Here is a 23,918-nt window from a genome sequence, read left to right as displayed (position 1 = left end):
ACCCACTCAGGCCACTGGCAGGGGCTGATTGCTGGCCACATGGTGGCTCAGGCGATTGGCCAAGTCTTCTTGCCACACCATGACGAAGGATGGATCACGCGACGCCTGGTCTCCTTGGACCACCTGCTGCACGGCCTCACGGCGATCCTCTGCCACCCGCGGGGCCCCGGCGTTCAAAGCTTGAAGCAACTTGCTGCGCTCGGCGTCCAAGACTCGGCCAAGCAAATGCGGTACCTTGCCTGCCGGGTCCTCTGAGGGCAATTTGGCCAATGCCACTTCGGTCGATTGCCAATCATCCAGCCTCGCCAGGAAATCAGGGTTCAGAGCCTGTAACCAGGGCCTGAAACGCTCGCATTCACTCAGTTGGGTGGGAGCGTCTGCTTGCATGCAAAACGCTTTGAACTGCGCCAGGTCCTCTGGTGTCCGCAAGCCCGGATCGGCGAGTTGACCGACCCACTGATCCCACTGGGCATCGTCAAGCGGGTCCGAACCGGCAAAGGCAGAGTGGATCAACGCGAAGATCGCCATCCGATGGGCTGTCAGATTTCCCTGCAATTCAGACTCAAGCGCACTGCGGGCTTCGCTGGCGTCTTCGTACGCTTTCTTCGCTGCAACAAAAGCGTCGTGATCCTGAAATTCATCGAACATGGCTTGGCGATCGACGTGACGGGTGACCCTCACACTGAAATCAAGCCCCACCTGCCTGGCCAGCTCGATCCTGCTGCCCATGATGGCCTTCACGGTCGACGTGCCAAAGGCATCGACCCCATAGACAGGCTGGGTCCCCGGGGGGCCAAGCTTGTCCGTCAGCGCTGCCAAGGCTATTTGTGCCTGGGTCCAAGTGGCCTGCAACATGCCACGTGATCGACCCACCTGAGTGACCAGCCCAGGGATCTCGATCCCCAAGCGGGTGGCTGCGCTGATCAGCTCGCTGGTCACGTCCAAACGCAAGGTTCCGAATTCTTCTTTCACCATCAGCGATTTAGCCTCGAGCACCAAAATCGGACGCACCTGATCCAAGCGCAGTTGGGCATGGGGAGGCAGCAACGCCCGAAGCGCATCGATGGCAAGTTGGGGATGCCCTGCATCACTGGCGGCATTCAGGCGCATCAGGTTGATCTGCTGGTTCTTGCTCAAGGTGGCCGCATTACCAAAGTCAATCATGCCGAGCTCAGACGGGCGACCCTCGGCACCGTCAGCAAACATCAGGTTGCCTGCATGCAAATCGCCATGGTAGAAGCCCGAGTGGTGAAAAAGCTCGCGGTTCCAGACGTTGTTGAGCTGCAACAAGCGTTCACACAGGTCCTGGGCGCGGTCACGCGCCTTGGCGAGCACCTCAAGGGGCTGCGCAGGGGCGGTGGCGACTTCTTCCAAGGTCTTGATGACCGCTTTGACACTTTGCCCGGGGATTTTTTCCAAGATCAAAAAATCGGCCCTGCTGGGCACGCCTTCGGCCAGGTGCATCACCCGAAGGCCGCCCCGGCGCAAACCCGAGCGTTGCTCATAGGCGCGGGCTTGCTCAATCTCTTTCGCCTCCAGCCGCAGGTCAAGCTCACTTTCGATCTGATCGGCAATCGAGCTCATCGAGCGCGCAATCGCGTCATTGCCCTGCGCGCCAGCACGTGCGGCACGCTGCCCGGCGATGGTGTCAAAAATTTCGCGCTCACGACCGGCCCGCTCCACCACGCCAGGACGGCGCAATTTGACGATCAGCTCTCGCGACACCCCGGCAGCCCCATCGGGCCCTGGGGGCGAAGTGAGCGTCACGGCCACGGTTTCTGCCACCGAGGCCGAGCTCAGCACTTTGATGGCGCCGACCTGGCTGCCATCTTTGACCAGCGAGCCCAGGGCCTGGTGCAGCAGCACCCGGCGCTCTTCGGTGTCCAGCGGGTTGAGGTTTTCCTTGAGCTGGTTCATCGCGGCCTTGACCGACGGGTCTTTGGCATCGGCCCCCATGGACTGCATCATCTTCTGCATGAAGGGGCCCGCGCCTTTGAGCAAGGCCACCAGCTGATCCATGGGCTCGGTGCTGTTGCCGTGCTCATACAGCGAGGCCAGCATCAGCTTTTTGTCGGCCGGCGTCTGCAAAGCGAAATAGTTTTGCATCACCTCTTTGAGAAACTGCCCCATCTCAGGCGGCAGCTCATCGGTCATGCCGTCAAGGTACCCGGCGAAGGTGCTGAAGTCGTAATCGGTGGCAAAGCCACCCACCCTTTGCGCAAAGGCCTGTACCTTGGCGGGGTCCAAAGGCCGGTGCCCCAAGGCTTTGAGCTCGTTGTTCACCTTGATATTCGACACACCAGCAGCCAAAAGATACTTCACCTTGCCGCCCGCACCAGCCCCCGGCAAATCCAACTTCAAACCCAGCAAATCCTTCAAGGCCACCATCAAAGGCTGGTCTTTCTCAACCAGTTCTTTCAGGGGGCCGAAGCCGTCGAAGGCGCCCAATGCCAACAGCTCAGGCAGGCGAAGCAACACCCGCGCCCCTTCCGGGTGGGCAGCCAGGGTTTGACCCAACCAGGACGCCTGCTCGTCGGGTGTCCCTGCCGGCATCTGCATCAGCCGGCCAATCAAGGGGCGAACCTGGTCAAAGTGCTCAGGGCGGATGTTGAACTGCTTTTGCAAGTGCTCGGTTTTCTTGGTGTCCAACAGCTCGCCCAATTTCAACCCCTCGGCCGGTGCGCGCTGTGGCACGCCCACCACCCATTGCTCACGCACCGCCTGAGGCTGGTTCTGGAAATCGGTGCGCATGGCCTCGAACTGTTCGCTGCGGGCCGGCTGAAAAGAGGCTTTGACATCGTCCCGCAAGGCTGAGAAAACGGTTTTCCGGTACTCGCCCGTCTGGTCTGCCACACAGGCCACGGCCAGCTCCAGCAGATCGACCGTCCTGGTTTCGGGGCTTTGCCACAGCGACTTCAAACCCGAGTCCTGCCCGCTGATGCCAATCAGCTTGATGGCCACGCTGCGCAGGTGCGCCTCTTTGGTCGGGGCCAGGTCGGTGGGGCGATCACGGTGCACCCGGAGCAGCATTTTCCAATCCGTGCGCGACACACCGCTGTCAATGTGTGGCTGTCCGACGCCATTGCAGATGGCCAGTCGCCGGGTGTAGCTGCCTTTCAGGGCGGCCACAATACCCACCGGGAAGAACGCCACGGCAGCCACCTTGGCCAGGCCGCACCACCGGGTGGCGTTGCTTTGGTACTGCACACGCAAACGCCCGCCATTGAGCACAGTGTCCTGGGCTTGCGGGTTGGGCAACTGGCCCAGGTTGCCCTGGACACGGGCACGAATCTGTTGGTCGATGCCTGGCATGGTGTCCCTCCGAACTCAGCCGTGAATCCAGCCCACACCGGGCACCAGGGCCGCGTCGGCGGCCACCGCTGGCGCCTCGCCCAACAGGCGCTGGCGCACGCTGGCCGCGGCATCGATGAAGTTGCCGATCAGCGTCACCAGGCCCGGGGCGTCCAGCCGACTCAGCGGCGCGCCATGGCACAGGTACACGTGTCGCTCTTCCTCATCGAGCGACAGCGCCGCGCCACCCGTGTCCAAGCCCAGAAAATTGAGGCGCAGCAACCAGGCAAACAAGGCCTCACGCCCGTCCTGGGGCACCTCGATCAGTTGCGCCGACAGCAGCAGGATGTCCGAGCCCTGTGTGCGCAACAGGGTGACACCAAAGCCATCGTCGTGCGCCAGAACGCACAGGCCTTCGTCGTCAAAAGCAGGCAACGGTCCCCCGCTGAATTCACCCAACAGGCACAGGGCCTCGGCCAACATGTTGTCGTAGGACATGGAGATGGTTTCATCTTGATCAAATCCAGCGCCACGTGCGCTGCCGACCCGGCCCGGCGCTGAAGGCGCGACCCGATGGTGCTGACCTTAAGCCAGACCTGGGGCGCTGAATCTGTCAGTTTCTGTCAATCACAGGCCAAGACGGCGCAAAGCGGCCGGCTTGCGGCAAAGTTCGACCCACACCCTGCCAACTCTTCAGGATTGCCACCATGAGCGAGCCCATCGACCCCAAGATCCAAGACCTCATCGACAGCTCGGAGCGTCTGATCGCCGAAGCCCAGCGGCACACGCTGGACGGGCTCTGCAAGGAGATGGACATCGATCCGGAGCGCCTGCGGGCCTTTCTGGCCCAGCACGACAGCCCCGAGAGCCAGGACCAAGCCGCCCAGGCCATCGCCGATGACCAACTCGAGGTTCAGCGCGAGATCGACGCCGAGGCCACCCGGCGCGGCCTGCTTCGCCCCGCGCCCCGCGTCCGGGTACGCGGCCTGCGGGTCTGAGAACCACCGGCCCATTGCCCCCTTCAGGAGAAATTCACATGGCCACCAGCGGCATCACCTCCAACAACGCGGCCCCCGTGGGCCAGGTCCAGGACATCGACACCAGTTCGATGGACATCGAGTCCCTGATCATTGCCGTCGTCCAAAAGCGGGTCGAGCACTGTGAGAACCAGGTGCGCATGAAGGTCGAAGACATGCAGATGCGCAACAACAAGCTCAAGGCGATGGGCGAACTGCAGGCCGAGATCACCAAGCAGATGAAGGGCTTCAACAACGACGCCAAATCGGCCAGCGAGCGCGATGACTCCGGCAGCACCTACCGCAAGCAGGTGGATGGGGCTTTCGACGGCCAATCGGCGGTGAGCGGCACCGACGCCAGCGTGAAGAACCGCGACACCGTCAACCAGAAACTGGACAGCTTCGACAAGAAAGACGATGTCCACGCCGGTCTGGACGAACGCCTCAAGGCCATTGAGGCCGCGAAGATCCCGGACGACGCCAAGCAGATCTACCGCGACAACATTGCAGCGGCTCGCACCGCCTACGACGCGGGCCTGAGCCGTGACGATGCCTATGCCATGGCCAAGGGCGAGGTCAGCTACGGGGCGCTGGAAACGCTGAAGCAACAGGTCTCGGCCAAGGTCGACGCGCTGGGCAACGACGCCCAACTCGACCAGATCGCCCTGCAATCGTGGACCACCAAGATGACCAACACCCAGCAACTGTTGAGCACCTTGATCAAGAAGTTCGACGACACCCATTCGGCCATCATCCGCAACACCTGAGCGACGGAGCCGCCCATGAGCCAAACCACAGCCTCTGCCCCAGCGGGCGCCGACGCGTCGCCCTCGCCCGAACTGCTGGCCCGGATCCAGGCCCACCTGGCCGCGGGCGGCACCATCGGCGACCTGCGTGGGCTCACCACCCAGGACTACGAAGCCGCCTACTGCATCGGCCACACCTTGTATGGCCGCGGGCAGTACGAGCCTGCGGGCCAGGTGTTCGCCTTTCTGGTGATGAACAATCCCTATGACCGGCGCTTCAGCCAGGCGCTGGGCTCGGCCCTGCAGATGCAGGGCAAGCATGCCGACGCCTTGGGCTACTACATGGCGGCCTCGGTGATGGACGCCGCCGATCCGGTGCCCCTGTTCCACACGGCCGAATGTCTGGCCGCCCTGGGGCAATTGCAAAACGCCTGCGAGGCCCTGGGCTTTGTGGTGCGCCTGTGCAAGACCCCCGCCCAGACCGAACTGCGTGAGCGCGCCAGCGCCCTGCTGGCCCTGATGCAAAAAGCCCGGCCCGCCACCCCGGCTGCCGAGGCCCAACCATGAACACCCCCATCGGAGGCCCGCTGAGCCCCCCGGGGCTGCTGAATCTGCGGGGTTCACAAGAGGCCGACGCAGCCGCCCAGGCGGCCCAGGCAGCCACCGAAACCCAATCGGTCGATCTGGACCGGCAGCGCGTGGCCGAGGCCCTCCAGGCACTGGGCCAGCCCGCGGTGGGCCAAGCTGCAGCGGCTTCCCAGCCCATCCCCTTGCCCCCACTCAACACCGAGGCCCTGCCCGAGAACCTGAGTTCCGATGACCTCATCTCCTGGGCTGCCGCCACCTTCGACAAGACCCAGACCAAGTTGGGCGAGGTCACCATGACCGGCATCCAGAATCAGAAGGAACGGCTGGCCGCCGTCAATGCCGACAAGCTGGAAAAAATCAAGGACGCGCAGCGCAAGGCCGAGGAGGCCGAACCCGGCTTCTGGGGCAAGGCCTTTGGCTGGCTCAGCAACATCGCCACGGCCGTGGTGGCCGCCGTGTCGGTGGTGGTGGGCGTGGTGGCCTGCGCCACCGGCGTGGGCGCCCTGGTCGGGGTGGCGCTGATCGCCATGGGCACCTACATGATGGCGGGCGCCGTGGTGGACATGGTGGAGGACGTGCGCAAGGAAATGGGCCTGCCGCCCCTGGGCTGGAGCCCCACCTTGGGTCAACTGGCGGCCTGCATCGCCAAGGCCGTGGGGGCCAGCGAAGAGGTGCAGAGCTACATCAAGATGGGCGTCGACCTGGTGACGGACATCGCCATCGGCATCTGCACCGGTGCCCTGGTGATCAAGGCCGTGTCGCTCATCGCCAAGGTGGCCAGCTCTGCCAGCAAGCTCGTCAACATGCAATCGACCGTGCGCAAGGCCACGATCGGGACCGAGACCGTCGATGCCGGTGCCTCGATCGGACGAGGTCTCGTCGGCGTTGACACGGCCATCAACGCCAATGAAGCCGCCAAAGCCAAGGCCGAGGTCAAGACCATGGTGGCCCTGCTGGCCAAGATGCAGGCCATGTTCGAACTGATGAGCGACGAGCTCAAGAGCATTCTTGAGCGCCAGGCCGATGGCCTGAAGCGCTGCAGTGACATGGTGGCCGATCGCGGCGCCGCCCAAGCCCAACTCATGACCACCCAGATGGCCTGAGTGCCGAAACGGATTGGACCCACCGATGACAAGCATCAATCCCTCCAACCCCTTCGCCGCAGGGGGCGCCTGGGTCAGCGGCGCAGCCGACCAGCTGCTCGCCATTCAGAACGCCGACGGCCAGCCCAAGGTGGTCGAGATGGTGCCCGAGGTCGTCAGCATGGCCTTGCAGGCCACCGGCGTACCCGCCTTGCCGCCACCCACGCTTGACTTGATGTCCCTGGGAGTGGAAGCCGCCCTGACCCTGTTGAGCAACAGCAGCCAGGAGGCCAAACTCGACGTCATCAAGAAGGCCTTGGACAAAGGCTTGCCTGCCCTGGCCGAGACCGTGGGGGCCACCATGCAGGCCAATGCGGCCGATGACGTGGTGATGCAACTGGGCGGAGCCATGATCGAATGGGCCGCCAAGAACCCAACGGCCGTGTTCGAACTGGGCGCCATGATCGTCAAGACAGTGGCCACGGGCATCGCCACATGCGGGACCTCCTTGCCGGCGGACCTGCTCAAGCTGGCCCCCAGCCTGGCGGCAGCCGGCGCCGGCGTTCTGCAGACGGCGGGCATCAGCCCGGGCGACATCGCAGCCCATGTCACCACCGGCTTCTTGCAATTTGTCGGGGTGCCCGAGGCCACCGCCGAGCAGGTGGCCAAGGTCACCCGCAGCCTGGTCGACGTCTCGCTGGAAGTGGCTCTCGCCTTGAACAGCAAAGGCGCCGATCCCATCGACCCCCAAGTGTTGACGCGCGCCATCCAGGACATTGCCGAGGTGGTGGGCGTGGAGCCCGATGCGGCGGCCGTGGTCGCCGCTGCGGCCGTGCATGGCACCCTCTTTGCGCAGAACATTGCGGGCTTTCTGCTCGGTGGCAACCCGCTGGCCAGCTACGGCGGCGTGGGCGATCTGGCCAAGCAGGTGGTTGACGTGGCCAACACAGCGGTCACGGCCTTCCTCGAAGGCGAGGGACTCAACAGCCTGCCTGACATCATGGCCAAACTCAAAGACCTTGAACCCATGGTCCAGGCCCTGGCACAACAGGTGGAGAAAGACCTCACCACCCAGGACACGGCCAACACCGAGCGGGCCTGGAAGGCCGCCGATGAGTTCATTGCGCAACTGATGAAGGACGCGCTCGACGCCCTGAGCGCCAACACCCCGCCCCTCATGGCTTGAAACGCGAGCACCAAAGGCCCTCATCATGAACCTCAAAGTCAGCTCAAGCCCTGCCCCGGCCCTGCCCGCGCTTGCAGGCAGCGAAGCCCCGCACCCAGCGGTGAATGTCGATGCCCCCGCGCCGCTCGATGCCAGCGGACTGGACACCCGCCATGTGCCGCAAGGCCAGGCAGCCACCGCCCCGGACCCCGCCGGGGACATGCCGCCTGCCCAGGCCGCCGCAGCCCAGGCCAAGACCCTGAGCCGCCTCAGCGATGAAATGGCCAGCGACAGCTTCAATCCCACCGCCGTGCTCAAGATCATGCTGCAGGCCAGCCAGGCCTTGAAGACCGCATTCAACGAAACCAAGTGGGCCGAGAAAGAGCTCGAATACCAGCACCAGCTGAACGAAGTCGAGAAGATGAAAACGGCCGCCACCAAAGAACTGGTGGCCGGCATCGTCACCAACGCGGTCTCGGCAGCCATGGGTGGCGTTCAACTGGGCATGGGCCTGAAACAGCTCAAGGGCATTGTGCAGACCGAGAGGACCCATCTGCGCGATGCCAACGACCTCGCCAAGGCCAACAAAATTGCCCAGCAGGCGGATCAGGACCTGCCCGCGCTGATGCAGAACGCCGAAGAAATGGCCAAGACCGCCCAGGACAAGGCGGCCAAGGCCGCCGACCTGGCAAAAAGGTACATGGCCAATGACAAAACGGTGAGCCTTGAGGAGGTGAAAGCCGCCAAATTGGAAGCCAAGAGTGCCCTGGACGTCGCGGACGTCGCCAAGGCCAAGGTCACGGCCACCGAGAACACCCTGCAAGAGGCCAGGGATGCCGCCACAAAAATCGGCCAGGCGCCGTTTGATGCCTCGGAGGCCACCCAAGCCGCGGCGGACACCCGGCTCAACGCCAAGCGCAGCCATGAAGACATGTTGATCAACATGAAGAACACCCTGGTGCAGGCCAGCACCGGCGGCGTCAATGCGCTGGCAGGCCTGGCGGCGGCGGGCTTCAAGTACAGCGCCGACATGGACCAGGCCGAGGCCCGGGCCGAGGCCGCCGAGGCCAGCAGACACAGCGCCTTCCAACAACAGGCCGAGGCCACCGAACAAAACGCCCGCGATCTGGTCAAGGCCACGATCAGCGCCACCCAGGAGCTGGTTCAGACCCTCAACAGCACGGAGCAGCAAATTGCACGCAACTTCGCCTGACCTTTCTGCCCCGGGCACCAGCCCGTCCTGGCTGGACGAATGCCTCGACGAGATGCGTGGCCTGCAGCCTGTGCCCGCACCTGATCCAGCCGAGCTGGAGTCGGTCTATGCCTCGGCCTGCCAGGCCCTGCAGGCCGGCCAACTTCCGCAGGCGCAAGCCTTGTTCACGCTGCTGCTGACCCGGGCCCCCAGCGAGCTGCGTTTTTTGTCGGGGCTGGGGCGCGTGTCGGCCCTGCAGGGCAACTTCGAGCTGGCAGCGGGTCTTTACGCCCTGGCCTGGCACCGTGACCGCAGTGAGCTGCGCCTGCTGCTGCCCTGGGCCGAGGCCCTGATCGGGCTGGGCAGCAACGCCCCGGCCCGTTTCCTGCTGCGCGCAATGTGCCTGGGCGGGGCTGGCGACGCCGCTCTCGCACGCAGTGTTCAGCGCGCCCAGGCCTTGCTGGAGTTGCTGTCCCATGGCTGAAGCCTGGCTGTCTTCCGCCGACCTGAGCCACCTCGCCCAACTGGGCGTGATGGCCTCGGGCGCCGGCCTGGCGGCCGAGGCGCAGACCATTTTTGACAGCCTGGTGCATTTGCGGCCGCAGCGCGCCTACCCCTGGATCGGCCTGGCGGGCTGCCAGTTGGACCAGGCCCGGCCTGACGCCGCCGCAGCCCTGCTCGCGCAAGGCCGCCAGGTGCTGGCCCAGGTCACACCGAGCGGCCCCGAAGCCACGGCCGAACTGGCCGCCGAACAAGCCGAACTGGCCTGTTGGCACGGCCTGGCCCTGCACTGGGCAGGCCACAACGCCCAAAGCCAGCAGGCTCTGCACGACTCGCTGGCCGGCCCACCCGACACCCGCACCCACACGGTGGCCCGACGCATGCTGGGCCTGCCGCCGCTGGCTTCTGCCTCTGACCCCGGAGAACGCTCATGATCGATGTGCTTCAGACCGCCCTGCCCTTGAGCTCGCCGGCCACCGCGACCCCCGCGGGCGCTGCGGTGGTGCCCGTGGCGGGTGCCGACGTTGAACGCTTTCGCAACGCCCTCGCAGGTGGCGACACCTCCTCGCCTGCCGCGGCCAGCGCCAGCGCCCTGTCGGCGGCGGCCAGCGCCCCGGTGGCGCAACGCCCTGCAAGCACGGCTGGCGACGCGATTCTGGCGGGCTTGAAAGACAGCTCCCAGCAGATCAGCCAAGCCTGGGCCCAGGCCGCCGACCTGACGGCCCAGCCCGTGCTGAGCACGGCCCAGATGCTGGGTGTACAGGCCAAGCTGCTGCAGGCCAGCGTGCATTTTGAAATGCTCAGCAAGGGCATCTCCAAGACCTCGCAAAACCTGGACCAGATCCTGAAGACCCAATGAGCCGCCACCGCCTTTTCCGTGTTCTGAGCGCGCTGCTGCTGGCCTGGGGTCTGCTGGCCTGCTCGTCTCAGGTGGAGCTGCTGTCGACCATTCCAGAGGCCGATGCCAACGAGGTGATCGCCGCACTGGTGAACAACGGCATCGCGGCCAGCAAGGTGCCCGGCAAGGAGGGCATGGTGGGGGTGCGCGTGGACCAGGCCAAGGCGGCTCAGGCCGTGGACCTGCTGCGCGCCGCCGGCTTGCCGCGCGAGCATTTTGCGGGCATGGGCCAGGTGTTCCAGAAGGATGGGCTGATCTCCTCGCCGCTCGAAGAGCGCGCACGCTACCTCTATGCCCTGTCGCAAGACCTGTCGGGCACGCTGTCGCACATCGATGGTGTGCTGTTTGCGCGCGTGCACCTGGTGCTGCCCGAACGGGGGTCGGTCGATCGGGCCGAGCTGCCGGCGAGCGCAGCCGTGTTCATCAAATACCAACAGAACGCGCCGGTCGAACAATTGCAGCCCCAGGTGCGGCGCATGGTGGTCAACAGCATCCCCGGCCTGAGCAGCGAGCGCGTGTCGGTGGTGCTGGTGCCCGGCAAGGCGGGCACCGCCAGCGCTGCGCGCGCCTGGGAGACGGTTTGGGGCTTGCAGGTTCAGGCCGACGACGCCATGGGCCTGCGCCTGATCCTGTCGGTGCTGAGCCTGTTGCTGTTGGCGGCCCTGGGCGCCTGCGGCTGGCTGGGCTGGACCTTCTGGTGGCGCCCGCGCCAGCAGGCCCGTGAAACCGGTACCCCGGGGCGCAGCGCGGCGGCCTCGGCGAGCTCGGCAGAGGGCCCCGGATGACCCCGATCCAGCTGTTCCAACTGCCACCCGCGCTGGCGAGCACGGTGCTGAATTTCTTGCAGCACCCCAGCCGTGAGGCCGACCCTGATCGACTCACTGCCAGCCTGCCGGCCGCTTGGGCGCCGCCCCTGTCGCCGGCTGCCGAGCAGGCCCTGAGCCAAGAATGGCAGCTGGACGCGGAACGCGACCTGCCCCTGCTCGACCTGCGCCAGCCCTTGCATCGGCTGGCGCTGCTGCCGCGCGCGCTGCTGGGCCAGCTGGCACGCCAACTCGGCCTGCTTGATCAAGGCCGGCGATTGCGCCGGGTGATCTTGCGCAGCGAGCGCGAGGCCTTGGCCGGCCAACTGGGCCGTGGCGAATGGGCCTGGTTGCTGGAGCCGCAACGGCCGGTCGCCGCCCAAGCCCTGGCCGAGCCGGCCTGGCCCGAACTGGCGGCCTGGCTGGACACACTGGGCTGGGCCTTGCTGACCCAGGCCGCAGCCAGCCTGCCCGGCGGACTGGCGCAACGCCTGACCCTGAAACTGCGCCCCGTGACGCTGAACCCCGCCCCACTGGACACCGAACAGGCGCTGCATCGGGTGCTGGACCACTACCCACGCTGCGTGGCTGAACTGGCCCCCGATTGGGAAGCCGGCTGGAACGCCTGCCTGCCTGACCACGACACCGCCCGGAGCGTGCTGCCATGAGCTATGTGCAATTTGCCCGCATCAGCGCCGGCCCGGTGCCCGACGCGGCCGATCCGGTGCTGCCGGCGGCCGAAGCCAGGGTCTGGCAACAGGCGCAAGAACTGATGGACCATGCGCGGCGTGAAGCCGCAGCCATCGTCGAGCAGGCCCAGCATGAGCGCGAGGCCGAACGCCAGCGCGGCCATGCCGAGGGCCTGGAACAGGCCCAACTGGCACAGGCCGAAACCCTGATCGAGAACGCTGGCCGCATGGTGGAGTATTTCGCCAGCGTCGAACAACGCATGGTGGGCCTGGTGATGGGCTCGATGCGACGCATTCTGGCCGACTACGATGACACGGAGCGCGTGCTGATGGTGGTGCGCAGCGGGCTGGCGGTGATGCGCAACCAAAAGCAGCTGACCCTGCGCGTGGCGCCCGAGCACGTGGCCGCCGTGCGCCAGCGCGCCGCCGAACTGCTGGAGCGCTTTCCGGGCATCGGCATTCTGGACATCGTGGGCGACGCCCGCCTCAAGGGCGATGCCACCCTCATGGAAAGCGAGATCGGCACCGTCGAGGCCAGCATCGAGCTGCAACTGCAGGCGCTTGAAAAAGGCTTCACACGCCTGCTGGGACAACATGGCTGAACAACGCACGCACTCACCCCACCCCGCCTGGATGAGCCGGCTGCAGGCCGTGGCTGATTGCCTGGCTGGAACCTTGCAACGCCCGGCGCAGCCCAGCGTCGCCGAGCTCGATGCCGTCAGCGAGCAGGCTTGCACCGACCTGTTGGAGGGCCGGATCGAAGACGCCCTGCCTGCCTATGGCCTGTTGGTGAGCCGCGAACCCGGCCGACCCGAGCACCACTTCGGTCTGGGCCTGTGCCTGCAGCAGATCGGCGAGGTCCACGACGCGGGCGTGCATTTCACGTTGGCGCTGTCGCTGAACCCAGCCGATGCCGCCTGCGCCTATCGGCTCGGTGAATGCATGGCCGCCCTGGGCTACCCCGAGGAGGCGCGCGACGCTTTCAACATGGCCTTGGCCCTGTGCCAGTCAGCCTGCCAGACCGCGGGCCTGGGGCCGCTGACCGATCTCATCCACCGGGCCCTGACGGACCTGCATTGATAAGCGCCTCGCCATGCCGCCCCTTTCCCCATTGAACCCCCGCCGCCAGAGCACGGCCCTGAGCGGCTCGACGGCCTTGATGCCAGGCCTGGGCGTGGGTGGGCCGAAGGCTCGCCAATCCGTCAGTGCGCGCTTTGCACCGCCCATGGCGACGCCACCGAGCGCCCGGTCCAGCACGCAAGGGACGACGGCCGACCCCGGTCTTTGGGACGCCATGATGCGGCTGGAAGCCGACGAACCCGAATCCGAGCACGCCACCCAGCGTGCCACCCTGCCCGCCGAAGTGCCGCATGCGCTGGACCAGGAAGCCCCCATCCAGGCGCACCCGGCGTCCGCGTCAGGTGCCGAGGCCTCGGGCCCGGTACAGACGGCCGCGGCCGGCCTGTCCGAGGGCCCCGCCCGGGCCCGCTCCGCGACCGAGCAATTGCGGGCTCAGGCCAACCGGATGGGAATGAACCTGGATGACGTGGCCGCCAACGTACAGCGCGCCCGCGATGCCGGGGTGGACCGCACGGGCCAGAGCCTGCTCAAACGCTGCGCAGGCCTGCTGGGGCAGGCCGTGGGCGTGGCCTTGTTTGTCGGCATCACCGTGGCCACCGGCGGAACTTTGACCTCCTTTGTCGTGGGGGCCGTGCTGCTCACCAAGCTGGCCGCCGATGCAGCCTGCACGGCCATGGTCCACGCCGATGAAAAGCGGGCCGAACGCGGCTTGCCACCGCGCTTCAACCTGCCGATGGGCAAGAACGCCCTGGCCAACCTGTGCCACGCCGGCCTGTTCTTTGTGAAAGACCCGCAGACCCGCCAGACCCTCGCCCGCGGCCTAGGCTTGACCTGCGAATTGGGTCTGTGGGCTGCCGGTGCCTGGGCGACCCAGGCCAGCCCGCTGCTGACCTACATCGCGATCGGATCCAACGTGCTGTTGACCGCTTATCTGCAATTTGCCGGCGGCGCCGAGAACTTGAACCGCAAAGGGGTGCAAAACGCCGACGGCGCCCAACTGCAGCGGTTCTGTGATCTGGGCACACGGCTGAACACCCTGCGGGATCAAACCCAGGGGCAACCGCCCACCTCGGCCCAGCAAGCGCTGCTGGAGCAGATCGAGGCCGAATCGCAACAACTGCTGGCCGATGTCGAGCACCTGGCCCAGGGGGTGGAACGCACCACCGTCATGCACCGCCAGAACGGTGTGGCACGAGAGGGCGCCGCCGAAGGCCTGGAACGCTTTGCCGAAAACATCACCGACTACCTGGACATCGATCTGTTCGAGGCTGGCATGACGCTGCTGCGGGTCGTGGGTTCGCTCCAGGCCCGCATCGAAGCCAGCGACGAACGACAGGCCTGGCAGCTCCGGACCGACGCCCATGAGGCCCGGATGGCCACACTCGGCGCACACCTGCAAGATCTGTCACCTGCCGAGCTGCTGCAACACCACCTGAGCAGCCGCCCGATCTGACGCCGCCATGAAAAGCCTGGACTACCTCGTCGACATGATGCAGCTGGCGCTGGACGACACGCCGACCCTGGCCGTCAAGGGCCGGGTGGTGCAGGTGATCGGCACCATCATCAAGGCCGTGGTGCCGTCGGTGAAGGTGGGCGAGGTGTGCACCTTGCGCCAACCCGGTGAAGACTTTGAGATGAAGGCCGAGGTGGTGGGCTTTGCCCGTGACGCGGCGCTGCTGACGCCGATCGGTGACATGTACGGGATTTCGGCCGCCACCGAGGTGACCCCCACGGGGCGCGCCCACATGGTGCCCGTGGGCGATGCCCTTCTGGGTCGGGTGCTGGACGGCCTGGGACGCCCCATGGACGTGGCGGAGCGGGGTCCGCTGGTGGTCGAGCGCTACTACCCTGTGTATGCTGAGGCCCCCGACCCCATGACCCGGCGCCTGATCGACCAGCCCATGCCGCTGGGCGTGCGGGCCATCGATTCGCTGCTGACCTGTGGCGAAGGCCAGCGCATGGGCATTTTCGCGGCCGCCGGGGGGGGCAAATCGACCCTGCTGGGCATGTTGGTCAAAGGTGCCGCGGCCGATGTCACGGTGGTGGCGCTGATCGGCGAGCGCGGCCGCGAAGTGCGCGAGTTTCTGGAGCATGAACTGGGCCCCGAGGGGCGGCAACGCAGCGTGATCGTGTGCGCCACCTCCGACAAGTCGTCGATGGAACGGGCCAAGGCCGCCTATGTGGCCACCGCCATCGCCGAATACTTTCGCGACCAGGGCAAGAAGGTGCTGTTTTTGATGGACTCGGTGACCCGTTTTGCCCGTGCTCAGCGCGAAATCGGGCTGGCCGCAGGTGAACCACCGACCCGGCGCGGTTACCCGCCCTCGGTGTTCGCGACCCTGCCCAAGCTGATGGAGCGCACCGGCATGAACGACAAGGGCTCGATCACCGCGCTTTACACGGTGCTGGTGGAGGGCGATGACATGACCGAGCCGATCGCGGACGAAACCCGCTCGATCCTCGATGGCCACATCATCCTGTCGCGCGCGCTGGCAGCCCAGGCCCATTACCCCGCCATCGACGTGCTGGCCTCGGCCAGCCGCGTGCAAGGCCATGTGGTGTCGCGCGAACACCGGGCCGCTGCGGGCCGGCTGCGCCAGTTGCTGGCCAAGTACGCCGAGGTCGAACTGCTGGTGAAGATCGGCGAGTACAAACGCGGCGGCGACCCGGTGACCGACGAGGCCATCGACAAGATCGAGCGCCTGCGCACCTTCCTGAAGCAACCCACCACCGAGCGCGCCGCCTACGAGGCCACGCTGGCGGACCTGTTCAAGGTGACCGACATGCCCGCGCCCACCGCACCCAAGCCCTGAAAGACTGCAACATGGGCATGCTCGACGAACTGCTGTACATCAAGACCTTCCGCAAGGACCAGGCCGAGACCGCGCTGTTGGTGGCGCGCGCCCAACTGGCCCATGCCCACCGCGTAGAGGACGAAGCCCGGCAACGCCTGAGCCGCTTCCAGACCCAGGCCGAACAGGACGAGCGCGCCTGGTACCAGGACTTGTGCAGCCGGCTGGTGCGCCCACGCGAGATTGCCGAGGTGCAACTGGAGGTGGCCATCCTGCGGGCCGAAGAGCAGGCGCGCATCGAGGCACTGGCGCAGGCAGGCCGGGAGCGGACCCAGGCGCAGAGCCACTACACCGGCGCGGCTGACACCTTGCAGGTGGCCAGTGCCACACGCAGCAAGTTCGAGGAACTGGCTGCACAGCACCATGCCACCGAGCGCCGCGAGCTAGAGCGGCGTGAAGAACAGGAACTGGAAGAAGTGTCCGGCCACCCGCGCCGCCGCGATGACGAGGAAACCCAGCCACCATGAGCGACCACAGCAACGCGTTCCAGCGGGGCGACCTGATGCGCCAGAGCCCCAGCCGCTACGACGGCGGCGCCCTGGCACAGCACTCCACGCCCCAGCACCCGTCGCCAGACGCCGAAAGCGCGTTTCGCGAGGCGCTGACGCGCGACGACGAGCCAGCCACCGAGCCCAGCCCCGGCTCGGCATCGGCATCGGCATCGGCACCGGCACCGGCACCGGCACCAGGCATCTTCGGTCTGCTGGGGCAGCACGCCGCACCCATGGCCACACCCGCGCCGCCGGCCAGCCTGCTGGAAAGCCTGCGTGAGCTGGCCAGCGGCCTGATGGTGAGCGATGACCCCGCCGGCCGGCAAAGCCTGCGCCTGACACTGGACGAGGGCTGCCTGCCCGGCGTCAGTGTGAACGTGAGCGACGAGGCCGGTGCCTGCCTGGCCGACTTTGAATGCAGCGTGGAGACCAGCTTCCTGTGCCTGGCCGAGCCGGCACGCGACATGGCCCGTGAGCTGGCGGCCACCCTGGGGCGCGGCGCGGTGTGGCGGGTGCGCGCCTGTGGGCCGTTGGCGCGTCAGCCGGGCCGCTGGCAAGCCCTGAGCACGCCGCTGGAGCAGGGCGTCGGCGTCGAGGCCTATGCCAGTGCTCCGCAGGGGGCCCAAACATGAGCACACGGCACCCTGCCCTGCCCCTGCCGCGCCTGTCCGCCGGCGAGACCCGAGCCCTCAACACCCTGGCCCACGCCGGCCAGCGCCTGGCCCTGCCGGGCTGGCCGGGGGCCACCCCAGGCACGGCGCCGCTGCTGAGCCTGCAGCTGGGCCCGGCGCCAGCGGCGCTGGGCACCGCGCAAGACTGGCGACGCCTGAGCCTGCACTGGTCGGGCGGGCGCTTGCTGGTCGATCTGCCTGCCGCCCTGCTGCAGGTCTGGGCCGGGTTGCGCCTGGGCGGGTCCGACGCAGTCGCCTTGCCCGCAGCTTGGCAGGACGTGGCCTGGCAAGAGGCGGCCCAATCACTGTGCGACACCTTGTCCGCCGCGGGCCGCGGGCCAGCCATGGTGGCCGGCCTGGGCCCTTGCGACGGACAAGCGCCCGCCGGCAGCTGGCACAGCCTGGGCTGGCAACTGGCGGGCGCCACCCCTCAGCGGCTGGACGCCGGCATGCTGTATGCGGACGCCATGGGCCTGCTGCTGCTGGCCGGCCTGCTGCCCCCGGCCAGCGCTGACAGCGCCAACACCGAATGGGGCGGCCTGCCGATGCCCATGCGCCTGACGCTGGGCGAGACCGACCTGCCCTGGCAGCGGCTGCGCACCCTGCAGCCCGGCGACGTGGTGTTTCTGAGCCGCAGCTTTCTCGCCGGACAGGGCCGCGTGCAACTGCGCTGCGGTGCCCCAGGCCACCCAGGCTGGCGCTTTGATGCCCAGCTCGACCCCCACGGACTCACTGTACTGGACACCCCCATGCCCCACCAAGACCTGCCCGCTGCCGACGCGGGCGAAGCGCTGGACGCGCCCGGCGCGTCGGACCTGGCGCTGCCCGACCTGGGCCAACTGCGCATTCGCCTCAGCTTTGACGTGGGCGACAAGACGCTGACGCTGGCCGAGTTGCAGGCCCTGCGCCCTGGCCAGGTCCTGCCCCTGGACCAGGCCACCACCGATTACGTGAAGGTGCGTGCCAACGGGGCCCTGGTGGGCCACGGCCACCTGGTGGAGATCGACGGACGCCTGGGCGTGAGCCTGGCCAGCCTGGTGCCGCCCGCGGCCCCCGCAGCATGAACAACTTCGATCCGATCTCACTCACGCTGGCGCTGGCGCTGCTTGCCCTGGTGCCCACGCTGGCGGTGGTGTGCACCTCGTTTCTGAAAATCTCAGTGGTGCTGTCGCTGGTGCGTAACGCCCTGGGGGTGCAGCAGATACCGCCCAACCTGGCGATCTACGGGTTGGCGCTGATCGTCTCGGCCTATGTGATGGCGCCCATCGGGCAGGACATCTACCGCCAGGTGAGCTCGGTGCCACGCGCCACCCAGTCGCCCGAGCAGCTGTTCCACGCCGTGCAGTCGGGCGCCGAGCCCTTGCGCCGCTTCATGGTCAAGCACAGCGAACCTAGGCAGCGGGAGTTTTTCGTCAAGACCGCCGAAGACCTGTGGGGCCCGGAGATGGCCCGCGGTCTGCATGAGACCGACTTCCTGGTGCTGGTGCCGGCCTTCATGGTGACCGAACTGACCGACGCCTTTCAGATCGGGTTTCTGATTTTTCTGCCCTTCGTGGTGATCGATCTGGTCGTGTCCAACGTGCTGCTGGCCATGGGAATGATGATGGTGTCACCCGTGATGATCTCGATGCCCCTGAAGCTGCTGCTGTTTGTGATGGCCGATGGCTGGACCCGCCTGATCCAGGGCCTGGTGCTGACCTACCGTTGAGGAGTCCCCCATGCAAGCCCCCGACCTGACGAGTTACCTGGTGCACGCGCTGTACCTGACCCTGGTGCTGTCCATGCCCGCCATCCTGGTGGCGGCCGTGGTGGGCACCTTGTTTTCGCTGCTGCAGGCGCTGACCCAGATCCAGGAACAAACCTTGTCGTTCGCCGTCAAGCTGATCGCGGTCGGCCTGACGCTGTTCCTGACCGCGGGCTGGAGCGGCGGCGAACTGATGAAGTACACGCTGACCGTGTTCAGCAACTTCCACCACATCACCCGCTGAGCCCATGCTGCTGCCGCTGATCAACAACATTGACGATGGCCTGCGCTTTCTCAAGGCGATCAGCCTGAGCCAGGCGCGCCTGTTGCCCTTGTTGGCGATGCTGCCCTTCATGAACCGCACCATGGTGCCGCGGGTGATCGCCTTCGGCATGGCCGCCGGCCTGAGCCTACTGGTGGCGCCCGTGCTGGCCCGCAGCCCGGTGCCGGACGGCCTGATGCTGGTGCTGGTGCTGCTCAAGGAGGGGCTTCTGGGGCTGACCCTGGGCTGGCTGGTGGCGCTGCCGTTCTGGATGTTCGAAGCGGTGGGCTTCATCATCGACAACCAGCGCGGCGCCAGCATGGCCGCCACCCTGAACCCGCTGACCGGCAACGACAGTTCGCCGCTGGGCCTGCTGTTCAGCTTTGCCTTCATCGTGTACTTCCTGACCGCCGGGGGCATGCCGCTGTTGCTGGGCCTGGTGTATGACAGCTATCGCCTGTGGCCGCCACTGAGCTTCTGGCCGCACTGGGGTGAGGATGCGGCCACCTTGCTGATGAGCCAGCTCAACAGGCTGGTGACCAGTGGCCTCTTGATGGCGGCACCGGTGCTGCTGGTGATGTTTCTGGCCGAGCTGGGCCTGGCCCTGGTCAGCCGCTTTGCACCGCAGTTGCAGGTGTTCTTTCTGGCCATGCCGATCAAGAGCGCGCTGGCGTTGTTCGTGCTGATCCTGTATGCCCAGACCCTGTTCGAGGTGGGCGTGGAGCCGGTGCGCGAGCTGCGCGCCTGGCTGCCGCGCCTGAACGCCGTCTGGGGGGGCGCACCATGAGCGAAAAGACCGAACAACCCAGCGCCAAGAAACTGCGCGACGCGCGCGACAAAGGCCAGGTGGCCAAGAGCAAGGACTTCACCCAGAACGCCCTGCTGATCGCCCTGTTTGCCTACATCGTGGCCCAGGGGCGGCAACTGATGGAGGATTGCTCGCGCCTGATGATGCTGCCGTTTGCTTTCATCGGCGGCGACTTTCATCAGGCCCTGTCCACCCTGCTGGAAGAAAGCATGATCGCCGGCGCCCGCCTGCTGCTGCCGTTTCTGGGCATCGTGATCGGCGTCGGCATTTTTGCCGAGGCCCTCCAGACCGGCGTTCTGTTCGCGTTCGAGGCCATCAAGCCTTCGGCCAAGAAGCTCAATGTGGTGGAGAACGCAGCCAATATGTTCTCCAAGAAGAACCTGATCGAATTCCTGAAATCGCTGCTCAAGATCGCGGTGCTCTCGTGGGTGATCGAGGCCCTGATCGTGGAGCTGATCCCCAAGGTCATGCTGGTGCCCCACCGCGGCATTGCCGAACTGGGCGAGCTGATCGGTGAACTGCTCAAGGCCATCATCATCCAGACCGGTGTGACCACCACGGTGATCGCACTGGCCGACCTGGCCTGGCAGCGCCATCAGCACACCAAAGGCCTGATGATGTCGAAGGACGAGGTCAAGCAGGAGTACAAGGGCTCGGAGGGTGACCCCCACATCAAGGGCAAGCGCAAGCAACTGCACCAGGAGCTGATGCAAGGTGGGGCCGTGGAGAGCGCCCGCAAGGCCAGCGTGGTGGTGACCAACCCCACCCACCTGGCGATCGCCATCCGCTATGACGACGAGGCCATGCCCTTGCCCATGGTCACCGGCAAGGGCGAAGGCGCCTTGGCCGAACGCATGATCGCCGCCGCCCGCGCCGCCGGCGTACCGGTGATGCAGAACATCCCGCTGGCCCACTCTCTGTTTCGCGAGGCCGAGGTGGACCAGTACATCCCCACCGACCTGATCGAACCCGTGGCCGCCGTGCTGCGCCTGGTGCGCCAGCTGGCGCCACCCTCGGCCCCATGAAGCGAGCCACCGGCCCCGAACCCGAACCCGAGCCCCCAGAGGAGTCCCCATGCCTTTATCGAACGATCTGATCACCCAATGGGCCTCGCAGCAAGGACTGAATCCCCATGAGGCGGGCGCCCCGGGGCGCCTGAGCATCAACCTGGACCGGGTGCGCCTGCACCTGGTGGCCCTGGACGCCGAGCGCGTGCTGCTGGAAACGCGGGTACTGGACCTGCCCCTGGCGGCGCACGAGCGCGAACGGGCGCTGGAGCAGGCGCTGCGCCTGGCCACGGCACGGCTGCGTGACGGCGCGGCGGCCCTGGCCGCCCACGAAGATGGCCAGTCGCTGTGGCTTCAGGCCACCCTGCCCGCCGAGGCGGGCAGCGCCGCGCTGACCGAACTGGCCGAGCAGGTGTGCAATGAGGCCGATCTGTGGCGAGGTGCGCTATGAGCCTAACCCGAATCCCTTTGCCAGGCTGGCGCCGTGCCGCCCTGCTGGCCCTGTGCCTGAGCCTGGGTGCCCCGCCCGGCCTGCTGGCCAGCCCGCCGCCCTGGCCCGACACGGCCTTCAGCTACTACGCACAGGCCAAGCCCCTGCAAGCGGTGCTCGCCGAATTCGCGGCCGGATTCAGTCTGTCGCTGGACATGCCCGAGGCCTTGAATGCCTCGGTCAGCGGCCGCTTCAACGGGCTCACGCCGACCGAGTTCATCAACCGGCTGGGGGGCATCTATGGCTTCACCTGGTTCACGCATTCCGGCACCCTGTACGTGGCCGGCAACCGTGAATCGGTGGTGAAGGCCATTCCCGCGCCGGCCTCGGGCGAAGACCTGCGCAAGGTGCTGACCAACCTGCATGTGCTGGACCCCCGCTTTGGCTGGGGCGAGCTGCCCGGCCAGTCGGCCGTGATGGTGTCGGGCCCGCCCGCCTACGTACAGCTGGTGGAGAACACCGTGGCGGCCCTGCCTCGGCAGGCCAACAACGGCATGCAGGTGGCCATCTTCAAGCTGCTGCACGCATCGGCCGAGGACCGCACCATCACCTACCGCAGCCGTGAGCTGACCACGCCCGGGGTGGCACGCATCCTGCGCAGCCTGGTCACCGGCACCACGGAATCGGCCACCAGCCACTGGACGCCCGTACCCGGGTCGGCCAACGCCATGAGCGCCGCCGTGAAGCTGTCCAACAGCGGCACCGGCCTGATGCTGGGGGCTGGCGCGGGCGCAGACAACGACACCACGGCCAGCGCCGGCAGCAACGGCCCCCAGGCCGAGGCCGCCCGCAGCAGCGCGGCCCCGGAAGGGCGCAACACCGGCCTGCGGGCCCGCCCCTCGATCCAGTCGGACCCGCGCCTGAACGCGATCATCGTGCAGGACCTGCCCTCACGCATCCCGATGTACCAGAAGATGATTGCCACCCTCGACGTGCCCTCGCCGCAAATCGAGATCGAGGCCATGATCGTCGACGTGAACACCAATCGCCTCAATGAGCTCGGCATTGCCTGGAACCTGACCAGCCGCAATGGCGGCACGGTGCTGGGTTACGGCAACGTGAATGCCACCACGGCCGACAGCAACACCCTGTCGGTGTTCGCCGGCCCCAATGGCGCGGGCGCCAATGCCACCACACTGGCCTCCACCGCGGCGCGCTACCTCGTCACGCGCATCCAGGCCCTGGAGGAGAAAGGCGACGCCAGTGTGCAGGCCCGGCCCTCGGTGCTGACCTCCGAAAACGTGGGGGCCGTGCTGGACCTGTCGCAGACCGTGTACATCCAGACCACCTCGGTGGGCACGGCCCTGGTCACCCCCGTCACGGCGGGTACCTCGCTGCGCGTCACGCCGCGCCTGGAGGGCGTGGGCGATGACGCCCGGGTACGCCTGTATGTGGACATCGAGGACGGACAGGTGCAGACCTCGACCGTGGCAGGCACCCTGCCCGTCATCCAGAGCGGCACGGTCAGTACCGAGGCCAGCGTGGGCCGGGACGAGAGCCTGCTGCTGGGCGGCTACAACTCGATCCATTCCACCCAGACGCAGGACAAAGTGCCCTTGCTGGGCGATGTGCCGGTGTTCGGGGCGCTGTTCTCGAACAGCTCCAGGCAGGTGCAACGACGCGAGCGCCTGTTCCTGATCCGGGCCCATGTGCTGAGCCCCAGGGCGGCCCCCCCGGTCGCGGCCACGCAGCCGGCAGCGCCCGATCTGGCGGTGGGCGAAGAGCCGCTGAAAGCCCAACCGACCACCGCCTCCGAGATGTCGAACAGCCCGCGCGCCCGGATCGTGCCGCCGTCGGACAAGCAGTTGTCGGTGCTGCGCGAGTCGCTGGCCTCGGCCCCTGCGGCCCCCAAGCCAAGCGCGGCGGCGGTCCCCGCAGCCGACGACCCGGCGCGCCGGGTGGGCACGGCGACGCAGACCACGCGCGACCAGGAGGCCAGGCAGGTGCTGCGTCAGGAACTGGACAAGGCGCAGGCCGAGATGAAGTTGCAGCGCCAACGGCTGAGCGAAGGCTTTGCCCGAGATGCGAAACCCGAAGAGCTGCAGGCGCGTGCCGCCATGGCGCGCACGCAGGCCGACATTGACGCCCTGAGCCGTGAGCTGGCGCGCATGCCGGCCACGGTGGGGGGCAAACCTCAGGCCGCGGGCGACGCCGCTGCCACCCGCTGATGTTCAGCGCCGACGGTCCTCAGCCGCGTGCGGCAGCCACACGTGCCAGGGCGGCGCTGCGGTCTGCCTCGATGGGCATGATCTTGTCGAAGCCACTCATCTTCAACACGCCCAACACCGCGGAGTTGGGCCCGGCCAACACCAGGCTGCCGCCCTGCGCCTTGCAGGTTTTGAGCCCGACCAGCAGCACGCGCAAGCCGGCACTGCTGACGAAGTTCACGCCCGACAGGTCAAAGGCACAGTGCGGGCCGGTTTTTTCGATCTGCAGCAACAGGTCTTTTTCAACCAAGGCGGCGTTGTGCCCATCAATGCGGCCAAGGGGGGCGAAAACAGGTTCGTCGTTCAACATGGGGGCTCACTGTGACGCGCCAGCG

General features: G+C 66.8%; 27 protein-coding genes. 24 read left to right on the top strand and 3 right to left on the bottom strand.

Features of this window, described 5'->3' with window-relative positions; translation table 11 throughout:
- Positions 1–6 precede the first annotated feature (6 nt).
- Positions 7–3,312 (bottom strand): AarF/UbiB family protein, encoded by a 3,306-nt coding sequence (locus AC3WUT_RS14165; protein ID WP_492347712.1) that lies wholly within the window; start codon positions 3,310–3,312, stop codon positions 7–9.
- A gap of 15 nt (positions 3,313–3,327) precedes the next feature.
- Positions 3,328–3,789, bottom strand: a complete 462-nt coding sequence (locus AC3WUT_RS14160; protein ID WP_492347711.1) for a type III secretion system chaperone — start codon at positions 3,787–3,789, stop codon at positions 3,328–3,330.
- Between the two features lie 209 nt (positions 3,790–3,998).
- Here AC3WUT_RS14160 and AC3WUT_RS14155 point away from each other — a divergent pair, with 209 nt between their 5' ends.
- The 24 genes from AC3WUT_RS14155 to sctC are packed head-to-tail and all read left to right on the top strand — an operon-like array spanning position 3,999 to position 23,544.
- Positions 3,999–4,289, top strand: coding sequence for a hypothetical protein (locus AC3WUT_RS14155; protein WP_492347710.1), 291 nt, complete (start codon positions 3,999–4,001; stop codon positions 4,287–4,289).
- Between the two features lie 38 nt (positions 4,290–4,327).
- Positions 4,328–5,074 carry a hypothetical protein gene (locus AC3WUT_RS14150; RefSeq protein WP_492347709.1) on the top strand — a complete coding sequence of 249 codons (747 nt, stop codon included), beginning with the start codon at positions 4,328–4,330 and terminating at the stop codon, positions 5,072–5,074.
- Between the two features lie 15 nt (positions 5,075–5,089).
- Entirely contained in the window at positions 5,090–5,620 is a 531-nt protein-coding gene (locus tag AC3WUT_RS14145) for a SycD/LcrH family type III secretion system chaperone (protein ID WP_492347708.1), read from the top strand.
- On the top strand, positions 5,617–6,744 hold the full coding sequence (sctE, locus tag AC3WUT_RS14140) for a type III secretion system translocon subunit SseC family protein (RefSeq protein WP_492347707.1): 1,128 nt from the start codon (positions 5,617–5,619) through the stop codon (positions 6,742–6,744). The genes AC3WUT_RS14145 and sctE overlap by 4 nt, the downstream gene beginning before the upstream one ends.
- 25 nt (positions 6,745–6,769) lie before the next feature.
- Positions 6,770–7,909 (top strand): hypothetical protein, encoded by a 1,140-nt coding sequence (locus tag AC3WUT_RS14135; protein ID WP_492347706.1) that lies wholly within the window; start codon positions 6,770–6,772, stop codon positions 7,907–7,909.
- 25 nt (positions 7,910–7,934) lie between these two features.
- The gene (locus tag AC3WUT_RS14130; protein WP_492347705.1) at positions 7,935–9,101 is read left to right on the top strand and encodes a hypothetical protein; all 1,167 of its coding nucleotides are present in this window, start codon (positions 7,935–7,937) and stop codon (positions 9,099–9,101) included.
- Positions 9,082–9,564: a hypothetical protein gene (locus tag AC3WUT_RS14125; protein WP_492347704.1), complete on the top strand. Its 483-nt coding sequence runs from the start codon at positions 9,082–9,084 to the stop codon at positions 9,562–9,564. The genes AC3WUT_RS14130 and AC3WUT_RS14125 overlap by 20 nt, the downstream gene beginning before the upstream one ends.
- Positions 9,557–10,015 (top strand): tetratricopeptide repeat protein, encoded by a 459-nt coding sequence (locus AC3WUT_RS14120; RefSeq protein ID WP_492347703.1) that lies wholly within the window; start codon positions 9,557–9,559, stop codon positions 10,013–10,015. Before AC3WUT_RS14125 ends, AC3WUT_RS14120 begins: the two co-directional genes overlap by 8 nt.
- A complete protein-coding gene (locus tag AC3WUT_RS14115) occupies positions 10,012–10,440 on the top strand; it encodes an EscF/YscF/HrpA family type III secretion system needle major subunit (RefSeq protein WP_492347702.1) in 429 nt (142 codons plus the stop codon). Before AC3WUT_RS14120 ends, AC3WUT_RS14115 begins: the two co-directional genes overlap by 4 nt.
- Positions 10,437–11,264 (top strand): type III secretion system inner membrane ring lipoprotein SctJ, encoded by an 828-nt coding sequence (gene sctJ / locus AC3WUT_RS14110; protein ID WP_492347701.1) that lies wholly within the window; start codon positions 10,437–10,439, stop codon positions 11,262–11,264. The genes AC3WUT_RS14115 and sctJ overlap by 4 nt, the downstream gene beginning before the upstream one ends.
- Positions 11,261–11,950, top strand: coding sequence for a hypothetical protein (locus tag AC3WUT_RS14105; RefSeq protein ID WP_492347700.1), 690 nt, complete (start codon positions 11,261–11,263; stop codon positions 11,948–11,950). Before sctJ ends, AC3WUT_RS14105 begins: the two co-directional genes overlap by 4 nt.
- Positions 11,947–12,573: an HrpE/YscL family type III secretion apparatus protein gene (locus tag AC3WUT_RS14100; RefSeq protein WP_492347699.1), complete on the top strand. Its 627-nt coding sequence runs from the start codon at positions 11,947–11,949 to the stop codon at positions 12,571–12,573. Before AC3WUT_RS14105 ends, AC3WUT_RS14100 begins: the two co-directional genes overlap by 4 nt.
- Complete coding sequence (locus tag AC3WUT_RS14095) at positions 12,566–13,051, top strand: tetratricopeptide repeat protein (RefSeq protein ID WP_492347698.1); 486 nt, start codon at positions 12,566–12,568, stop codon at positions 13,049–13,051. The genes AC3WUT_RS14100 and AC3WUT_RS14095 overlap by 8 nt, the downstream gene beginning before the upstream one ends.
- Positions 13,052–13,064: 13 nt before the next feature.
- Complete coding sequence (locus AC3WUT_RS14090) at positions 13,065–14,504, top strand: hypothetical protein (RefSeq protein WP_492347697.1); 1,440 nt, start codon at positions 13,065–13,067, stop codon at positions 14,502–14,504.
- A 7-nt stretch (positions 14,505–14,511) separates the two neighbouring features.
- Positions 14,512–15,864 (top strand): type III secretion system ATPase SctN, encoded by a 1,353-nt coding sequence (gene sctN / locus AC3WUT_RS14085; RefSeq protein WP_492347696.1) that lies wholly within the window; start codon positions 14,512–14,514, stop codon positions 15,862–15,864.
- A gap of 11 nt (positions 15,865–15,875) precedes the next feature.
- On the top strand, positions 15,876–16,370 hold the full coding sequence (sctO, locus tag AC3WUT_RS14080; protein ID WP_492347695.1) for a type III secretion system stalk subunit SctO: 495 nt from the start codon (positions 15,876–15,878) through the stop codon (positions 16,368–16,370).
- Entirely contained in the window at positions 16,367–17,026 is a 660-nt protein-coding gene (locus tag AC3WUT_RS14075) for a hypothetical protein (RefSeq protein WP_492347694.1), read from the top strand. The genes sctO and AC3WUT_RS14075 overlap by 4 nt, the downstream gene beginning before the upstream one ends.
- Positions 17,023–18,129, top strand: coding sequence for a type III secretion system cytoplasmic ring protein SctQ (gene sctQ / locus AC3WUT_RS14070; RefSeq protein ID WP_492347693.1), 1,107 nt, complete (start codon positions 17,023–17,025; stop codon positions 18,127–18,129). The genes AC3WUT_RS14075 and sctQ overlap by 4 nt, the downstream gene beginning before the upstream one ends.
- Positions 18,126–18,773 carry a type III secretion system export apparatus subunit SctR gene (gene sctR, locus AC3WUT_RS14065; protein WP_492347692.1) on the top strand — a complete coding sequence of 216 codons (648 nt, stop codon included), beginning with the start codon at positions 18,126–18,128 and terminating at the stop codon, positions 18,771–18,773. Before sctQ ends, sctR begins: the two co-directional genes overlap by 4 nt.
- A gap of 10 nt (positions 18,774–18,783) precedes the next feature.
- Positions 18,784–19,053 (top strand): type III secretion system export apparatus subunit SctS, encoded by a 270-nt coding sequence (gene sctS / locus AC3WUT_RS14060; RefSeq protein WP_492347691.1) that lies wholly within the window; start codon positions 18,784–18,786, stop codon positions 19,051–19,053.
- A gap of 4 nt (positions 19,054–19,057) precedes the next feature.
- Positions 19,058–19,858, top strand: coding sequence for a type III secretion system export apparatus subunit SctT (gene sctT / locus AC3WUT_RS14055; protein WP_492347690.1), 801 nt, complete (start codon positions 19,058–19,060; stop codon positions 19,856–19,858).
- The gene (gene sctU / locus AC3WUT_RS14050; protein WP_492347689.1) at positions 19,855–20,904 is read left to right on the top strand and encodes a type III secretion system export apparatus subunit SctU; all 1,050 of its coding nucleotides are present in this window, start codon (positions 19,855–19,857) and stop codon (positions 20,902–20,904) included. The genes sctT and sctU overlap by 4 nt, the downstream gene beginning before the upstream one ends.
- A 49-nt stretch (positions 20,905–20,953) precedes the next feature.
- The gene (locus AC3WUT_RS14045; RefSeq protein ID WP_492347688.1) at positions 20,954–21,337 is read left to right on the top strand and encodes a CesT family type III secretion system chaperone; all 384 of its coding nucleotides are present in this window, start codon (positions 20,954–20,956) and stop codon (positions 21,335–21,337) included.
- On the top strand, positions 21,334–23,544 hold the full coding sequence (sctC, locus tag AC3WUT_RS14040; RefSeq protein WP_492347687.1) for a type III secretion system outer membrane ring subunit SctC: 2,211 nt from the start codon (positions 21,334–21,336) through the stop codon (positions 23,542–23,544). The genes AC3WUT_RS14045 and sctC overlap by 4 nt, the downstream gene beginning before the upstream one ends.
- 19 nt (positions 23,545–23,563) lie before the next feature.
- Here the strand turns inward: sctC and AC3WUT_RS14035 are convergent, their stop codons facing one another.
- The gene (locus AC3WUT_RS14035) at positions 23,564–23,893 is read right to left on the bottom strand and encodes an STAS domain-containing protein (protein ID WP_492347686.1); all 330 of its coding nucleotides are present in this window, start codon (positions 23,891–23,893) and stop codon (positions 23,564–23,566) included.
- Between the last annotated feature and the right edge of the window lie 25 nt (positions 23,894–23,918).

It is taken from the genome of Curvibacter sp. EU05-FHT14A10, assembly GCF_058791075.1.
This window is presented reverse-complemented; position numbering and strand designations above follow the sequence as displayed.

Bases quoted from the DNA above. Each gene is read 5' to 3' on its own strand.
- AC3WUT_RS14165 (WP_492347712.1), bottom strand. From the start codon at position 3,312: ATGCCAGGCATCGACCAACAGATTCGTGCCCGTGTCCAGGGCAACCTG.
- AC3WUT_RS14160 (WP_492347711.1), bottom strand. From the start codon at position 3,789: ATGTCCTACGACAACATGTTGGCCGAGGCCCTGTGCCTGTTGGGTGAA.
- AC3WUT_RS14155 (WP_492347710.1), top strand. From the start codon at position 3,999: ATGAGCGAGCCCATCGACCCCAAGATCCAAGACCTCATCGACAGCTCG.
- AC3WUT_RS14150 (WP_492347709.1), top strand. From the start codon at position 4,328: ATGGCCACCAGCGGCATCACCTCCAACAACGCGGCCCCCGTGGGCCAG.
- AC3WUT_RS14145 (WP_492347708.1), top strand. From the start codon at position 5,090: ATGAGCCAAACCACAGCCTCTGCCCCAGCGGGCGCCGACGCGTCGCCC.
- sctE (WP_492347707.1), top strand. From the start codon at position 5,617: ATGAACACCCCCATCGGAGGCCCGCTGAGCCCCCCGGGGCTGCTGAAT.
- AC3WUT_RS14135 (WP_492347706.1), top strand. From the start codon at position 6,770: ATGACAAGCATCAATCCCTCCAACCCCTTCGCCGCAGGGGGCGCCTGG.
- AC3WUT_RS14130 (WP_492347705.1), top strand. From the start codon at position 7,935: ATGAACCTCAAAGTCAGCTCAAGCCCTGCCCCGGCCCTGCCCGCGCTT.
- AC3WUT_RS14120 (WP_492347703.1), top strand. From the start codon at position 9,557: ATGGCTGAAGCCTGGCTGTCTTCCGCCGACCTGAGCCACCTCGCCCAA.
- AC3WUT_RS14115 (WP_492347702.1), top strand. From the start codon at position 10,012: ATGATCGATGTGCTTCAGACCGCCCTGCCCTTGAGCTCGCCGGCCACC.
- sctJ (WP_492347701.1), top strand. From the start codon at position 10,437: ATGAGCCGCCACCGCCTTTTCCGTGTTCTGAGCGCGCTGCTGCTGGCC.
- AC3WUT_RS14105 (WP_492347700.1), top strand. From the start codon at position 11,261: ATGACCCCGATCCAGCTGTTCCAACTGCCACCCGCGCTGGCGAGCACG.
- AC3WUT_RS14100 (WP_492347699.1), top strand. From the start codon at position 11,947: ATGAGCTATGTGCAATTTGCCCGCATCAGCGCCGGCCCGGTGCCCGAC.
- AC3WUT_RS14095 (WP_492347698.1), top strand. From the start codon at position 12,566: ATGGCTGAACAACGCACGCACTCACCCCACCCCGCCTGGATGAGCCGG.
- AC3WUT_RS14090 (WP_492347697.1), top strand. From the start codon at position 13,065: ATGCCGCCCCTTTCCCCATTGAACCCCCGCCGCCAGAGCACGGCCCTG.
- sctN (WP_492347696.1), top strand. From the start codon at position 14,512: ATGAAAAGCCTGGACTACCTCGTCGACATGATGCAGCTGGCGCTGGAC.
- sctO (WP_492347695.1), top strand. From the start codon at position 15,876: ATGGGCATGCTCGACGAACTGCTGTACATCAAGACCTTCCGCAAGGAC.
- AC3WUT_RS14075 (WP_492347694.1), top strand. From the start codon at position 16,367: ATGAGCGACCACAGCAACGCGTTCCAGCGGGGCGACCTGATGCGCCAG.
- sctQ (WP_492347693.1), top strand. From the start codon at position 17,023: ATGAGCACACGGCACCCTGCCCTGCCCCTGCCGCGCCTGTCCGCCGGC.
- sctR (WP_492347692.1), top strand. From the start codon at position 18,126: ATGAACAACTTCGATCCGATCTCACTCACGCTGGCGCTGGCGCTGCTT.
- sctS (WP_492347691.1), top strand. From the start codon at position 18,784: ATGCAAGCCCCCGACCTGACGAGTTACCTGGTGCACGCGCTGTACCTG.
- sctT (WP_492347690.1), top strand. From the start codon at position 19,058: ATGCTGCTGCCGCTGATCAACAACATTGACGATGGCCTGCGCTTTCTC.
- sctU (WP_492347689.1), top strand. From the start codon at position 19,855: ATGAGCGAAAAGACCGAACAACCCAGCGCCAAGAAACTGCGCGACGCG.
- AC3WUT_RS14045 (WP_492347688.1), top strand. From the start codon at position 20,954: ATGCCTTTATCGAACGATCTGATCACCCAATGGGCCTCGCAGCAAGGA.
- sctC (WP_492347687.1), top strand. From the start codon at position 21,334: ATGAGCCTAACCCGAATCCCTTTGCCAGGCTGGCGCCGTGCCGCCCTG.
- AC3WUT_RS14035 (WP_492347686.1), bottom strand. From the start codon at position 23,893: ATGTTGAACGACGAACCTGTTTTCGCCCCCCTTGGCCGCATTGATGGG.